This is a genomic window from Mesorhizobium sp. SARCC-RB16n (assembly GCF_008520305.1).
Lineage (GTDB): Bacteria > Pseudomonadota > Alphaproteobacteria > Rhizobiales > Rhizobiaceae > Mesorhizobium.
Genome location: NZ_ML703278.1, coordinates 126,202 through 140,580 on the forward strand (window position 1 = coordinate 126,202; position 14,379 = coordinate 140,580).

The 14,379-nt window shown below is 58.5% G+C and carries 10 protein-coding genes and 4 pseudogenes; 9 read left to right on the plus strand and 5 right to left on the minus strand.

Annotation, left to right across the window (positions count from 1 at the left end):
* Positions 1-692: pseudogene (locus tag C7I87_RS23270) on the plus strand (IS110 family transposase); the annotation flags it as partial.
* A 221-nt stretch (positions 693-913) separates the two neighbouring features.
* Here the strand turns inward: C7I87_RS23270 and C7I87_RS35615 are convergent.
* From C7I87_RS35615 to C7I87_RS35625, 4 genes and pseudogenes are all read right to left on the minus strand, one after another.
* Positions 914-1,665, minus strand: a pseudogene (locus C7I87_RS35615) (IS3 family transposase); the annotation flags it as partial.
* 43 nt (positions 1,666-1,708) lie between these two features.
* A pseudogene (locus C7I87_RS36805) lies at positions 1,709-1,963 on the minus strand (glycine cleavage system protein T); the annotation flags it as partial.
* Positions 1,960-2,409 (minus strand): FAD-dependent oxidoreductase, encoded by a 450-nt coding sequence (locus tag C7I87_RS35620; protein ID WP_373424752.1) that lies wholly within the window; start codon positions 2,407-2,409, stop codon positions 1,960-1,962. The gene C7I87_RS35620 and the pseudogene C7I87_RS36805, both read right to left, overlap by 4 nt.
* Positions 2,313-2,960 carry an NAD(P)/FAD-dependent oxidoreductase gene (locus tag C7I87_RS35625; protein WP_210250648.1) on the minus strand — a complete coding sequence of 216 codons (648 nt, stop codon included), beginning with the start codon at positions 2,958-2,960 and terminating at the stop codon, positions 2,313-2,315. The genes C7I87_RS35620 and C7I87_RS35625 overlap by 97 nt, the downstream gene beginning before the upstream one ends.
* Positions 2,961-3,347: 387 nt before the next feature.
* On the opposite strand from C7I87_RS35625, the gene C7I87_RS23280 reads away from it, so the two are divergent.
* The 8 genes from C7I87_RS23280 (at position 3,348) to C7I87_RS23315 (ending at position 13,863) form a co-directional block, all read left to right on the plus strand.
* Complete coding sequence (locus C7I87_RS23280) at positions 3,348-3,995, plus strand: TetR family transcriptional regulator C-terminal domain-containing protein (RefSeq protein ID WP_149906396.1); 648 nt, start codon at positions 3,348-3,350, stop codon at positions 3,993-3,995.
* Between the two features lie 39 nt (positions 3,996-4,034).
* Positions 4,035-5,435 carry an aminotransferase gene (locus tag C7I87_RS23285; protein ID WP_149906397.1) on the plus strand — a complete coding sequence of 467 codons (1,401 nt, stop codon included), beginning with the start codon at positions 4,035-4,037 and terminating at the stop codon, positions 5,433-5,435.
* A 1,092-nt stretch (positions 5,436-6,527) separates the two neighbouring features.
* A complete protein-coding gene (locus C7I87_RS23290) occupies positions 6,528-8,135 on the plus strand; it encodes an ABC transporter substrate-binding protein (protein WP_149906398.1) in 1,608 nt (535 codons plus the stop codon).
* Positions 8,135-9,076, plus strand: a complete 942-nt coding sequence (locus C7I87_RS23295) for an ABC transporter permease (protein ID WP_149906399.1) — start codon at positions 8,135-8,137, stop codon at positions 9,074-9,076. The genes C7I87_RS23290 and C7I87_RS23295 overlap by 1 nt, the downstream gene beginning before the upstream one ends.
* Position 9,077: 1 nt before the next feature.
* Positions 9,078-9,959: an ABC transporter permease gene (locus tag C7I87_RS23300; protein ID WP_149906400.1), complete on the plus strand. Its 882-nt coding sequence runs from the start codon at positions 9,078-9,080 to the stop codon at positions 9,957-9,959.
* A gap of 1 nt (position 9,960) precedes the next feature.
* Entirely contained in the window at positions 9,961-10,968 is a 1,008-nt protein-coding gene (locus C7I87_RS23305) for an ABC transporter ATP-binding protein (RefSeq protein WP_149906401.1), read from the plus strand.
* Positions 10,965-11,984, plus strand: coding sequence for an ABC transporter ATP-binding protein (locus C7I87_RS23310; RefSeq protein ID WP_149906419.1), 1,020 nt, complete (start codon positions 10,965-10,967; stop codon positions 11,982-11,984). Before C7I87_RS23305 ends, C7I87_RS23310 begins: the two co-directional genes overlap by 4 nt.
* A gap of 85 nt (positions 11,985-12,069) precedes the next feature.
* Positions 12,070-13,863: a CocE/NonD family hydrolase gene (locus tag C7I87_RS23315; RefSeq protein ID WP_149906402.1), complete on the plus strand. Its 1,794-nt coding sequence runs from the start codon at positions 12,070-12,072 to the stop codon at positions 13,861-13,863.
* A gap of 66 nt (positions 13,864-13,929) precedes the next feature.
* On the opposite strand, the pseudogene C7I87_RS23320 reads toward C7I87_RS23315, so the two are convergent.
* Positions 13,930-14,348, minus strand: a pseudogene (locus tag C7I87_RS23320) (IS3 family transposase); the annotation flags it as partial.
* Positions 14,349-14,379: the final 31 nt, after the last annotated feature.

The following is a 14,379-nucleotide window of genomic DNA, read 5'->3' on the forward strand; positions in this document are numbered from 1 at the left end:
GCTGACGAAGGAGGAGTTTGTAACAGCAGCTTGGGATGTCGTCGGCCGCAAGGTCAGCAAGTCACAGATTCTAATGGATATTTACGAGACGGCGCGCTCATCGATCGGACTGCCGCTGCCGCTTGATGCGCCTGCCATTCGCATGTTCCGGATGGTCATTGACGAAGCACGCAGTCTGATCCGGCAGCGCAATGAGATCGAAGCGCAGGCCGACGAGCTGTTGCGGCGCAGCCAGGATTATCAACTCCTGCGACAAATCCCGGGCATCGGACCGATCAACGCATTGACCATCATTGCCGAAGCCGGCGATCTTCGCCGTTTTGGTCATCATCGCCAATTCCTAAAGTTCTGCGGACTGGACCTCTCGACACAGCAATCAGGCCAATATCGAGGCCAGACCCGCCTTTCCAAATTCGGCAATGCTCGGCTGCGCCGCACCCTGTGGATCGCCGGACAAGTCGCCATCCGCCAGCGGGAGAACGGCTTCCGTCATAAGTTCGAACGCTACATCGCGAGGGATCGCGACAATCCCGATCTACGACGCAAGGCAATGACCGCTATTACCGCCAAGATGGCGCGTGTCGTGCACGCCGTCGTCAAAGGTGGTTCCGACTACCGGCCCTTCGTTGAAGGGCGGGTGCCAGGTGGAAGAACCTCTGTCAGCTAGGGCCGTGAGGGCATCGCTTCGATGACCCTGTAGATAATGTTCGGGTCTTCCGCCTGGATCAGAAGCTCGTGTTGAGGACGGTGAGGGCCGCCTGCGTGCGTACCCTGTGTTTGCTATGGACGAGATCTTTTCCCTTGCCGGTGGAAGCCGCCTGGTTCGATGACTTGACCAACGTCACGCAGCAAGAGCATGCTGACGAACAGAGAGACCTTGACTGCAGGCTCCATTTCCTTCCGCTCTTAGGACGTTGTCGGAGACGATCGTGCAAGGTTTACCGCGACGGGCGATGACGGCGTCCAGTTCCCTGGCCACGCGGGCGCCTGACAGCGACGTGTCAGCGACCAGCGCCAGGCATTCCCGCGTGAAGTCGTCTACGATGGCCAGAACCCGGAACCGCCGGCCGTCCGTGAAGGCGTCGCTGACAAAGTCGAGCGACCAGCGCTCGTTCATCCGGTCCGGCACGATCATCGGCCTTCTCGTTCCCAAGGCGCGCTTGCGGCCGCCACGCCTGCGAACCTGTAGCTTCTCCTCCCGGTAAAGCCGCCGCAGCTTCTTTTGGTTCATCACCATCCCTTGCCGTTCAAGCATGATGTGGATGCGCCGGTAGCCGAAGCGCCGCCGCTCCGCAGCCACCGTCTTCATCGCGGCTCGAAAGACGGCATCATCCGGTCGGATGCTTTTGTAGCGAACGCTAGAGCGATCGACGAAAAGAGCCTTGCACGCCCGACGCTGGCTCACCCCATGCTGATTGCAGGCGTGGGCCACAGCGCATCGCTTGGCATCGGGCGTCACCATTTTTTTGCAGCGACATCCTTCAAGATGGCGTTGTCCAGCATCTGCTCGGCCAGCAGCTTCTTCAGCTTGGCATTCTCTTCCTCCAAAGCCCTCAGCTTGCGCGCATCGGAAACGTCCATGCCGCCAAACTTGGCCTTGTATTTGTAGAAGGTCGCTTCCGAGATCCCGTGCTTGCGGCAGACATCGGCGGTCTTCCGCGAGGCAGGCGACGGTGAGGTCTCCGTAAAGTTTGCCTTTGGGGGTCAGCATAGGGGTCAAAGCGATCCGGCCAGGCTTGGGCAATCTCCCGGAGAGGACGTGATCGAGGAACGCTCTCGCCCCCGGCCCGGTAAATTCATGCTTCGAATAGTTGGCGATCTCGATGGCGCCCACCCCCGTCCGAACGCTTTCGATTTCGCGTGCGACGTAGTCGTGGCTTCGGTTGCGCTCGAATGTCGGCTCCTCGTGGGCATCATGCGGTCCGTCAGCGAACCAAAGGGCGTGTTCCAGCCCGAAACTCACCCCATGACCGCGCCTTTGGCGATTAGGCGGTCGTAAAGGGCCGTCGTCTTCTGTCTACGGCCCTTCGGCAACGTCTCGTTGGGAAACGTCATGACGAAACGGCGTTCGTAGTTCTCCGAGGACTTCACTGTGCCCCAGTCGGCCGTCGCGAAATTGCCAAACCGGGCGATATCCATAGCCCAGACATCGATTGAAGGTTCGCCTTCGATCATCCATTCCGCAATCGACCGGCCGACACCACCGCCTTGGCAGAAGCCGGCCATAACACCGACCGCGGCCCAATAGTTCTGAAGGCCAGGCACCGGGCCGATCATCGGGTTGCCGTCAGGGCCGAACGTGAAAGGCCCGTTCACAACGGTCTTGATCCCGACCTGGCCAAGCGCTGGAATGCGCTCGAATGCCAGCTCGAGACGGTCGGCGATGCGCTCGAGATCGGATGGCAGCAGTTCGTTTCGATGACGGGGGTGTGCGTGTAGTACTGGGCGCCGTGAACGCGGGCAGACTTCGCATAGGCATAGCAGACCCCCGAAGGGTCGACATCCCCGTCAAGCGGGTCCCACAGCGCCGCGAGATAATGGCTTGGATCGATGAGCGGGTGCCGCTCGGCCGCTTCTTTAACGCTGATGAATTCCTGGTCGAGCCCCATGTAACGGGCCTTTGACCGCTCCCGCTTGAGATATTCGTACCAGGTCCTGTTGGAGGCGAGATAAAAGCCGCCGGTACTGTGAAGCCCGACAGACTGGCCGGAAGTCTCCTCTATCTCTTTGTATAGATTGATTGTGTAGCCCTGCAGGCGGCTGATGTTCGGGTCCGAGCTGATGGTGTGGATCTGGCCCGCCGCGTGCCAACTTGACCCGCTTGTCAGCTCATCCCGCTCTAGGAGCACACTGTCCTTCCAGCCGAATTTTGCGAGGTGGAAAAGGATGGAACATCCGACAACGCCACCGCCGATGACGACCGCGCGGGCGTGTGTTGGAAATTGTTTTTCAGCTATCATAGTTGTCCGCTTTCGGTTGGAGCAAGCGATCGCTGCTTACATATTGAACCGGCCGATTGAGCGTCCGCTAAGCAAGTGGAAGCCGTCGAAATTTTCGGGCTAGGTCAAAGAAGTGGTCAAGAGGCCCATGCTCGACCAAATGTGCGTGCCAAGTCGCTCACGCACTTCTTTCGAGCTCTACACCTAGGCCAAGGCCTTCGGGTACATTGACGACGCCCGCACGCCACCAGCGACCTTGCGAAAACTGACCGGTGTTCCCGAAACCCAGTTGACCACCGCACGATCACCTCCACAATTTGATTGGTCAATAGGAATCTGATTGAGTAATCAGAAAAAAAATCATAAAACGCAATTGACCTCAGCTAGATACGCCAATACCCATGTAAAATGACCGAAAAAAATGATGGCATTTCCAATCACAGCGCACAGCGCCGGAAGCAGCTTCTGGACGCTGGCCTAACCGTGATTGCTCGCCGTGGCTTGTCCGGGATAACCGTGCACGACATCGCCAAAGAAGCTGGTTGCAGCTACGGCGTCATCGCCTTCCACTTTAAGACAAAGGAGCGCCTGCTGCTGGCCGTGCTCGATCTGGTGGCAGGCAACTATGAGAAGATATTGCTGAAGGCGATGGCATCCGCCCCCCCGTCTCCAGCGGAGAGGTTGCGCGTCCTGTTGGAGGTGGATTTGGCCCCCAACGTGGCCAAGCCCAAATACGTCGCCGTCTGGATCGCCTTCTGGGCGGAGGCGTCTCGCGTTCCAGCCTACAAGAAACGTTGCAGCGAGCTGAAGCGTCGCTCACTGCAGACAATAGTGGATTCGGTGTCCGAACTCGCGACCGCGCGTGGTCTGGATACCGACGTGCAAGCCGTTTCTCAGGGGCTGTACGCAATGACTGACGGCTTCTGGATATTTGGGCATGTGACGGGCGAAACCGGACCAAAGGATCGCAAGCGATACCGGGAGATTTGCCAGACATTTCTGTCGGCGTTCTTCCCGCAGGATTTCAGCACGACCGCGCCGGACAGCCGCGCTTGACGGCCCGCCTCGGCGCTCAATCATAACAGGAGAAATTCGATGTATAATCAGACCGGGTCGAAATGGAATGCTGCGGAATTGGAAGGTGCGGCGCATCGCCATCTGATCAGCCCCGCGGAAGAACTGGCGAAGCTCGGCACGTCCGGCGGCCGCCCTCTGTTCACGTCCGCCGATGGCATTCACGTCCGTGACAGCCACGGTCGTACCATGATCGATGGACCCGGCGGCATGTGGTGCACCCAGGTTGGCTATGGCTCCAAACCAATCGTCGATGCCATCGCTGCTCAGGCACTTCGGATCTGCTACAATTCGCCTTGGTCCTCAATCAGCGGCCCGGCGGCGGAACTTGCGCAGCGCATCTCCTCATTCGCCCCCGGCGATCTCAACCACGTCTTCTTCACGACAGGGGGATCTTCGGCGGTGGATTCGGCGCTTCGCTTCGTACAGTTCTACAACAACGTGCTGGGGCGATCGACCAAAAAGAAGATCATCTGCCGCATCGACGGCTATCACGGCAGTTCCCACCTGACAGCCGCCTGCTCGGGCCGCGCGGGAAACAGGCCCAATTTCGACCTCGATGTCGACAATGTGTCCTTCATTTCAGCTCCCAACATCTACCGGCATCCCCACGGCAAGAGCGAGGAGGCATTCCTTGAATTCCTGGTCGCTGAATTCGAGGAGCGGATCGCAGCGCTGCAGCCGGAGAATGTCGGGGCCTTCCTTGCCGAACCGATCTTGGCGTCCGGTGGCGTCATCATACCACCCAAAGGCTATCACCGCCGGTTCCTCGAGATCTGTCGCAGGCACGACATCCTGTACATCTCGGACGAGGTGGTCACCGGCTTCGGACGTTGTGGTCACTGGTTTGCGTCGGAGGAGGTCTTCGACGTCGTGCCGGACATCATCACCTTCGCCAAGGGTGTTACCTCCGGCTATGTTCCTCTCGGCGGTTTCGTCCTTTCCGACAGCGTCCTGGCGAAAATCTCCGGCGAAAACGCGAAGGGCAGCTCCTACACGAACGGCTATACGTATAGCGGCCATCCTGTGAGCTGTGCGGCGGCGCTCGCCAATATAGGGGTTATCGAGGACCAGGATCTCCTCGCCCATGTGCGCGACATTGCGCCCTACTTCCAGGAACAGTTGGCAAAGCTGCGCGAACTGCCCCTGGTCGGCGATGTTCGTGGCGTCGGGCTTCTGGGTTGCGTTGAATGCGCGACTGATCCTACATCGGAAGCCGCCACCGATTTTGACCGACAAGTCGCTCTCCGGATTGATCGCCAGTGCTACGAAAACGGGCTGATCGTCCGCCCGATTGGCAGCATGTGCGTGCTTTCACCCGCGCTGATCATCACGCGCCCGCAAATCGACGAGATGGTTTCGATCCTGCGCGAAAGCATCGTGCGCGTGCAGGCAGAAATCAGGGCGGAAGGCAAGTTCTAATCCCGGTTAGCCTATCGCGGCCAGCTGCCAGCGGCGAGACCAAAGCGGGCTTTTGGGATACAAATCGTGCCGATGACGTTGTCACCGTCGTCGGCGCCTGCTCCCTTGCGAGACCTCTTGCTCGCAAGCATCACGCCGCGTCGGTTGAAGCTGTCAGCGATGGCCCCTGCGGTAGAGCGAAGGTCTGCACGAATGAAACAAGTGTTTCACAGCACTCCTCGGTCAACCGATCGGCGCACCAGAGCATCGAGGATAGGTGCGCAGGCTATATCTTCGGCTCAAACTGTAGAGGTGAGGGACTATGAATATCGCATGACGAAAGGTCGGTAGGATCCATAGACTCGTCACTGTTCTCAGTTTCCGAGTCTGCGGATTGAGCAGTCTGCCCGAGGCCAGACTTTGTCGCAATGGCTATTCAAGGGTGCTGGCGAAGCCGGTTTGCCGGTGATTTGCATCGAGACTCGGCGACCAATTCTTTCTTAAAATGATGCTGCGGAACGTGAGGCGCGCAGCTGTCGCCGAGACGACCCGCTGTACGCGCCGCGCACGTCAATACATTCCCGAGTTGGCCCGGTCATAGCGTTCGAGGATGGGCGCGATCTGAAATGACTTCAGTCAACTCGTGGGCCCGTTGCTCGGGTCTGATCACATCGACTTAGTTTCTCGATGGCAAGGTACTTGCTGCAGCAGCTTAGGCGACGTTAGCAACACCCGCCACTTTCCCGCTCGCGAGCGAATGTTCATAAGCGCAAACCTCCGCAGACCCTTCACATCATGTCAGCCCGACAGGATCAATCTGCTGCCGCTGCGGCGGCCGCACAGGGCGTCCTGCTCACGCGGGACTTGAAATGTTCCTCGCTAAAGGCCTGGCGTTGAGCAGTCCAAATGTGATCGACGCTAGGAATGCTCGTTGCAGACGTCACGAAACGAGCGGGTCATCTTGCTGTTTAACAAAACGATTGTTGCACTCTTTCCATCGCGGTGCTACTGCTTCTGTGCAAGGTTCCGATGCGCAGTCAATTGCTAAGCCAGCACTTGACCACGATCGATCCACCAGAGATGTCAAACCTAAAGAAAAAGGGGAATAGGAGTATGACAATATCTCGACGCGAAGTTATCAAGGCTGGGATGGCGGCCGGTACCGCTTTGTCTTTCCCGTCGATGCTTCGGGCGCAAACTTCGCCCGAAGACGCACGGACGGTGCGCATGGCGAAGGAGGACCTCCGCATCTTCGATCCGGTCGCTTCGACGGCTAACATTACCCAAGAGCACGGTCTAGCGATTTACGACACACTTTTTGCGTTAGATTCTAAGCTAACGCCGCAACCTCAGATGATAGGGAAGTGGGGAGTCTCCGACGATAAGAAGACCTACACTTTCGAGCTCCGCGATGGGTTGGGCTGGCACGACGGTGGCTTCGTCACTGCGGCGGATTGCGTGGCGTCGATCCGTCGTTGGGGCCAGGTGGACGCAGGAGGACAGCTGATCCTTGCGCGCGCCAAGGATATTTCAAAGAAGGACGACAAGACCTTCACCATCGCTCTCAAGGAGCCGCTAGGACTTCTGCCCGACATCTTAGCATCAGCCTCGGGGCAGTTCTTGTTCATTATGCGCGAGCAGGACGCAAATCGTCCCGCGACCGAGCAGGTTACCGCGAATATCGGGTCAGGGCCGTTCAGGTTCAATGCGGCTCTCGCAAAGCCGGGTAGCAGTGTCACGTATGACCGAAACGAAAAATACGTGCCACGCAAAGAAGCCCCGTCTGCATACGCCGGCGGAAAGATAGCGAAAGTGGATCGTGTAATCTGGAACAATATCGCGGATCAGCAGACTGCTTTCGCGGCATTGCAAGCCGGCGAGATTGATTTTTTCCAAGTCCCCGCAGATCTCTATCCCGCGGTCGAGAGCGACCCGAATCTTGATCTCCAAGTCGTCAATAAATCAGGAAATGTTGCATTTGTGCGGATGAACTGCCTGCAGAAGCCGTTCGACAATATCAAAGCGCGGCAGGCCATTCTTAACCTGATCGATCAAGAGGCTATGCTGCGCGCGATGTATGGTGATCCAAAGTACATCCGGACCGTGACCTCGATGTTCGGCAACGATACGCCGGCGTCGAATGACGAAAATACCGCATGGTTCAAAAAAGGCGGAGATCCGGAAAAAGCCAAACAGTTGTTCAAGGAGGCTGGGTATGCAGGCGAAAAGGTTGTCATCCTGCAGCCCACGGATTGGGCATCGGTAAGCAATGGCTGCCAAGTACTGGCAAGCGCATTGCGTAATATTGGAGTCAATGCAGAGCTGGCTCCGAGCGACTGGGGCGGGGTCGCTACGCGTCGGTCAAACAAAGGCCCCGTCGAGGATGGCGGCTGGAGCATGTTCCTCTCGGACTGGCCCGAATTCGCGATGGGAGATCCGATCAGCAATGTTCTGTTAGCCGCTAATGGAGAGAAGGCTTGGTATGGGTGGCCGAAGAACGATGAATACGAAGCTCTTCGGGCTAAATGGGCAAATGTCGCTACGTCTGAGGAGCGCAAAGCATTAGCCCGCAAGATGCAACGAATTTGGTGGGACTTTGCGGGCTTCGTTCTTATAGGCCAAAGCGTCGGACCAATCGCGCACCGTAAGACGCTCACTGGGCTCCTCGATACGCCTGGAGGCTACCTGGCGATGTGGAACATGCAAAAGGCCTCTGCCTAATGGCTGGCTACATTCTTCGAAGGATTGTTTCGACCATCGCCGTTATGGCGATGGTCGGGATTTTCGTCTTCCTGCTGCTCAGGCTGGCGCCCGGCGACCCAGCGGCCATGATCGCCGGCAGGTCGGCCACGGCGCAGATGATCGCTGGCATCCGCGACCAGCTGGGCCTGAACGATCCTATGCCAGTTCAGTTCATTCGTTGGGTACGCGACATGCTCAGTGGCGATTTCGGCACCTCAATCTTTGCCAGGCGACCTGTTCTGGATCTTATTTCGCAGCGGCTTGAGCCAACCGTTTCCCTGTCAATCCTGACGATGATGCTTTCGGTGTCAGTCGGGGTCTCTTTCGGTATTGTTGCCGCGTGGCGAACTGGCGGGCCGGTCGACCGCCTGCTCACGGCCTTTTCGGCACTTGGTTATTCCGTCCCTGTCTTTGTCATTGGCTATTTTCTCATATACTTTTTCGCCATCCGTATGCACTGGCTGCCGGTTCAAGGGTATGTACCGATCGCCAGTGGCTTGGTGCCCTGGTTTATGCACCTGATCCTGCCTACCTTGGCATTGGGCCTTGGCTTCAGTGCTTTCATCGCCCGGGTGACGCGCGCGAGCATGCTGGAGGTTTTGTCGGAAGACTATGTGCGAACCGCCGCTGCCAAGGGCGCTTCGTCCTATTCCATCCTTTTTCACCATGCCTTGAAGAATGCCGGCGTCCCAATTCTGACTGTCATCGGCATAAGCTTCGCCTATCTAATCGGCGGCGTCGTTCTGACGGAAACGGTGTTCAACATACCCGGTATAGGTCGTCTGGTCGTGGATGCAATCAACAACCGCGACTATCCCATCATTCAGAGCGTGCTCATCCTGACTTCGGGTCTGTATGTCTTGATCAACCTCGCGGTTGATCTTGCCTATACGCTGATCGATCCCCGCATCCGGTACTGATATGACACTCCTCTCCACGCCAGTTGAATACGTCCCTACGGGCCGCCTGCGAATATCTGACATTCCCCGTCTAATAAGGCGTCATCCGCTGGTCCTGGCAGGCGGCAGCCTGTTGGCGCTCCTGATCGTTCTGGCGCTCGCCGCCCCGCTTTACGCCGGCGATCCTGGGAACATCGATCCGTTCAAGCGCCTCCAGCCACCTTCCGCCGAGATGTGGTTCGGCAGCGACAATCTGGGCCGTGATGTGTTTGCCCGAACAATTTTCGGCGCGCGGATCTCCCTCATGGTCGGATTGCTGTCGGCGGCATGCGCGGCCGTGGTCGGGCTCCTGATCGGTGTCATCGCAGGTTACAGCCGCGGCTTTGACAACGTCGTCATGCGGATCATGGACGGCCTGATGTCAATACCGACGATTCTGCTGGCCATTGCGCTTATTTCCCTGACAGGCCCCGGCATTGGCATCCTCATCGTCGCCATCGCGATCCCTGAGACGCCAGCCGTCGCGCGACTGGTTCGTTCGGTGGTTCTGGGTGTTCGCGAGCGTCCCTACGTCGAGGCCGCCCTCTGCGGCGGTGCGCGCCTGCCGAAGGTGCTGTGGCGACACATCCTCCCGAGCACCGTTCCAGCGCTCATGGTGCAGAGCGCCACTGTTTGCGCGAGTGCGATCCTGACTGAGGCGGGGCTGAGCTTCCTTGGCGTGGGGGTGCCGCCTGAGATTCCGAGTTGGGGCAATATGATTGCCAGTTCGCGACTGTATCTCGCCATCGCGCCAATGACGATCTTCGCCCCCGGTATCTGTCTTGCCGTTACCGTCCTTGCCGTCAACTTGCTCGGCGACGGCTTGCGCGACCTGTTCGACCCCCGCGCCAAGCGGAGGCGCTGACATGCAGATGCATACGACCATAGACAATGAGGTGCTCCTTGAGGTCAGAGACCTTGAGACACACTTTTACGGCGAGGAAAGCGTCACCCGCGCGCTGGGCGGTATCAGCTTCCAGGTCATGAAGGGCGAGACGCTCGGCGTCGTCGGCGAATCTGGATGTGGCAAGAGCGTCACCGCTCTTTCGATCCTCCGCCTGTTGCCAAAGCTGACAGCCAGGACAGTCGGCGGCAAGATCCATTTTGGCGGGCGCAACTTGCTCGAGCTCTCCGACCGGGAAATGCGAAAGGTCCGCGGCGATCAGATCGCCATGATCTTCCAGGAGCCGATGACCAGCTTGAACCCGGTCTATACGGTCGGCCACCAGATCGCCGAAGCGGTGCGGATCCACACAAAGGCCTCCCGGTTGGAAGCGATGGCCAAGGCGCAGGAGATGCTTCGTCTCGTGCGCATCGCCGATCCCGAGCGCCGGGTCAACAGCTATCCCCACGAGATGTCAGGCGGTATGCGCCAGCGCGCCATGATCGCCATGGCTCTTGCCTGCTCACCGGAATTGTTGATCGCCGACGAGCCGACGACGGCGCTTGACGTCACCATTCAGGCCCAGATCCTGCGACTCATCGTCGATCTGAAAGAGCGCACGGGAACGGCCGTAATGTTCATCACGCATGATCTTGGCGTAGTGGCAGAGACCTGCCAACGCGTGATTGTCATGTATGCTGGCCGGATCGTAGAACGAGCGAACGTAATTGATTTGTTCGCGCGCCCTTCGCACCCGTACACCCAGGGCCTCATGCGCTCAGTGCCTGATCGGCGGCGGGGACGACAGAGCCGCCTTCCGGAAATCCCCGGGATCGTGCCTAGCCTGCGCGAGCCGATCGTAGGGTGCAGCTTCGCGCCTCGCTGTCCGTTCGCAATAGACATCTGTCGCGAGAAGACGCCCATCTTACGAGACGTTGTGCACGACCACGCTGCCGCTTGCTGGCGCGCCGAGGAGGTCATGGGCGCATGAGCACTCCGCTGCTGAAGGTCGAGAACCTGACCAAGCATTTCCCGCTCAGCGCAGGAATACTGAACAAGAACGTCCCGGTGGTTCGAGCCGTGGAAGACGTGTCTTTCTCAGTGTCGGCCGGTGAGACCCTTTGTATCGTCGGGGAATCCGGCTGCGGCAAGTCCACTGTTGCGCGCCTGCTAATGAGGCTTGCGGAACCGACAAGCGGACGCGTGCTGATCGATGGCACCGATATCGCCGGCCTCAAGAAGAATGCGCTTCGCGCCTGGCGGCGGCGGATGCAGATGGTCTTTCAGGATCCTTATTCGTCGCTCAATCCGCGCCTCACCGCCGAAAAAATCATCACCGAACCCGTCGAGAATTTCGAACGCCTCAGCCGCAAACAGCGCACGGCGCTTGCCGCGGAACTTCTGCGAAAGGTGGGCATGTCGCCTCAGATGATGGACAGGCTCCCGTCGGAGTTGTCCGGCGGCCAGCGGCAGCGGCTCGGCATTGCGCGTGCCTTGGCTCTTCAGCCCTCGCTCATCATCGCCGACGAGGCTGTTTCCGCCCTCGACGTCTCCGTGCAGGCACAGATCCTGAATCTGCTTCTGGATCTCCAGCAGCAGATGGGCATCGCCTTTGTCTTCATCTCTCATGACCTTGGCGTGGTCGAGCATATCGGCCATCGCGTCGCGGTCATGTATCTCGGGCGGATCGTGGAACTCGCCCGTTGCGAGTCGCTTTTCGCCAAGCCAGTCCACCCCTACACGGAAGCGCTGATCGCTGCAGCCCCGGTACCAGATCCTACTCGAGTTCGGCTGGATGCGCCCGTCGAGGGCGAGGTGCCCAGCCCGATCAATCCGCCGAAGGGTTGTGCGTTCCACCCGCGCTGCCCGCTTGCCGTCGAACGCTGTCGAATTGAAGTGCCACCTTTGGTGCCGATGTCAGACGGACGCGTAGTCGCCTGTCATGTGCGCGCGCCAGCTACAGACCTCCCAACGCAGTGGGCTACCGTCTCAGCGGTGCGGCTTTGACCCTTTAAGCAGTTGCAGAGCCGCGGATCATTTTCTTTTCAACCCGAACTCTTGCCATTACTGCGCGAAGAGTTGAGGAACCTCGATGGAAATCCATTCACAAGAGAGTAGTTCCCGTGCCTATCAGGACCAGAAGTCAAGTTCGATTTTCCGCTTAGATCTCACTGGCGATGCTAGACCTGCGTGCGGCCTCAGCCCGGTGGAGGCGCTATACTTAACCATGCGTGACGGCGTAAAACTCGCCTTGGACGTCATCCTACCAGTGAACAATCGCGCCGAGACAAAGCTTGACACCATCTTGGTCCTCACGCGCTATTGGCGTGGGATCAAGGGAAGCCCATCAAACAAGTATGCGGACCTGTTTGTGCCGCATGGATATGCTGTGGTCGTGGGAGACGTTCGTGGTACGGGTGCGTCGTTCGGGGTGTGGCCTCACCACCGCGAACGCAGTGAAACGCTCGACTACTCAGAAGTGCTCGATTGGGTGGTTAAGCAGCCATGGTCCACGGGTCATGTGATCGGTTATGGCTTGTCCTATACGGCCAATACTGCGGATTGGATGGCAGAGCGGAACCATCCCGCCTTGAAAGGTATCATCCCGCGTTTTCCCGACTACGATCCATATGAGGATCTCTACTTCCCTGGCGGGATCCCCAACGTCCACATGGGGCAAAACTGGGGCAACCTGGTTAAAGATATGGACCGCAATCTTTTGCTCCTCCCCGAAGGGCAGTCGTCGCCGGGCGTGCGTCCGGTTAGTCTAGTAGAACTTGACTCCGCTTTGCGCGATCACCAGCGTGTGCCGTCTGTCTGGGAGGGCTTTCAGCAGGTGAAGTTCAAGGATGATCGTCCCTCCACTTGGGGTGGAGCTTCCATGCTTGACTGGAGTATCCAGGAGGTGGCGGACCGGGTCGACCGTTCGGGCGTCCCAACTCAAACGTGGGCGGGATGGTTCGACGGTGGGACGGCGCAGGGGGCCATTCGTCGCTTTTTAAGGCAGTCTTATCTGATGAACGTGGTTATTGGTCCGTGGAACCATGGGGGCGATATACCTTACGACCCGCTACGCAGTTCTGGAGAGGCGATCCTTCCAACGATATCAACGCAGCAAACAAATGACGTTCGGTTCGCGGATGCCTGCTTCAGCGGTCATGCCGTCCGCGAGCAAGGAAAAATCCTTCACTACTACACTCTCGGAACCGGCACGTGGAAGTCCACGCGCTCGTGGCCACCCGCGGCGCGCCGGCGTCGGTGGTATATGGCGAGTGGCTTCCGCCTTAGTTCACTGCCCGGGGAGATGATAGGCTTCGACTCGCTTGAGGTGGATCCGGCGGCGGGGGACGTCATCTCCAACCGTTGGAGTACCCAAGTTGACTGCGGAAAAGTCGATTATGGAGACCGGCGGGATTTTGATGCCGCGCGGCTCGCCTACACTAGCGAGCCGTTAACGCATGATCTCGAAATCACCGGGCATCCCGTCGTCCACCTCAGCATCACCTCGACCCGCGAGGATGGCAATTTCTTTGTGTATCTCGAAGCTGTACGACCAGACGGCGTGTCGTGTTATCTCACTGATGGCCAGTTGCGGGCTATACACCGGAAAGTGTGTCTAGACTCACCGTTCCGTGTACTTGGACCGCAACAAAGCTACCTCACTCGCGACGCCGAACCTCTTACTCCTGGCAAGCCCGCCATTCTGGAATTCACTCTCCATCCGATCTCTGCACATCTCCCGGCAGGCTATTGCATAAGGGTGTGTGTTTGCGGCAGCGACAAAACGACTTTCGCCAATGTGCCCACCGATGGTGCGCCGCCTCTGCTGAATTTTCAGCATGGCTCGGTCGGATGCTACATCGACCTTCCGATCATCGAGTCCTGAGTAGAGGAAACCTGCCGTCTGAATGTGGGTTCGCCTAACCGCACCAAATATAGGGTATTTGACTTCGCCTAAGTCCCTGTAAATTCGGTAGGTTCGCTTCATGTTGATGTCCCAGCCCTCGCGCGTGAGCATTACGTGCACGCGCCGGTATCCGTAGCGGACCCGTGTGGCGCATATGTCCTTGATCCGAGCTTCGATGCCGGCCTGATCGCGGCGGCGGGACTTGTAGTGATAGGTCGACGTGTCAAACTCCAGAACCCGGCATGCCCGCCGGATCGACACGTTCCACTCATCACACGTCTGCGCCACCAGCTCGCGTTTGCGACCAAGCCTCACAGTTTTCGGCGAATGACGTCCTGCAGCATCTCCTTGTCCAAGGAGAGATCGGCCACCAGCTTCCTGAGCTTGCCGTTCTCGTCCTCAAGCTGCTTCAGCCGCTTCATCTCGGTCGGCAGCAGTCCGTCGTATTTCTTTTTCCAGTTGAACTAGAGCAGAATCTGATCACTCAGGCTCGTA

Bases quoted from the DNA above. Each gene is read 5' to 3' on its own strand.
- C7I87_RS35625 (WP_210250648.1), bottom strand. From the start codon at position 2,960: ATGATAGCTGAAAAACAATTTCCAACACACGCCCGCGCGGTCGTCATC.
- C7I87_RS23280 (WP_149906396.1), top strand. From the start codon at position 3,348: ATGACCGAAAAAAATGATGGCATTTCCAATCACAGCGCACAGCGCCGG.
- C7I87_RS23285 (WP_149906397.1), top strand. From the start codon at position 4,035: ATGTATAATCAGACCGGGTCGAAATGGAATGCTGCGGAATTGGAAGGT.
- C7I87_RS23290 (WP_149906398.1), top strand. From the start codon at position 6,528: ATGACAATATCTCGACGCGAAGTTATCAAGGCTGGGATGGCGGCCGGT.
- C7I87_RS23295 (WP_149906399.1), top strand. From the start codon at position 8,135: ATGGCTGGCTACATTCTTCGAAGGATTGTTTCGACCATCGCCGTTATG.
- C7I87_RS23300 (WP_149906400.1), top strand. From the start codon at position 9,078: ATGACACTCCTCTCCACGCCAGTTGAATACGTCCCTACGGGCCGCCTG.
- C7I87_RS23305 (WP_149906401.1), top strand. From the start codon at position 9,961: ATGCAGATGCATACGACCATAGACAATGAGGTGCTCCTTGAGGTCAGA.
- C7I87_RS23310 (WP_149906419.1), top strand. From the start codon at position 10,965: ATGAGCACTCCGCTGCTGAAGGTCGAGAACCTGACCAAGCATTTCCCG.
- C7I87_RS23315 (WP_149906402.1), top strand. From the start codon at position 12,070: ATGGAAATCCATTCACAAGAGAGTAGTTCCCGTGCCTATCAGGACCAG.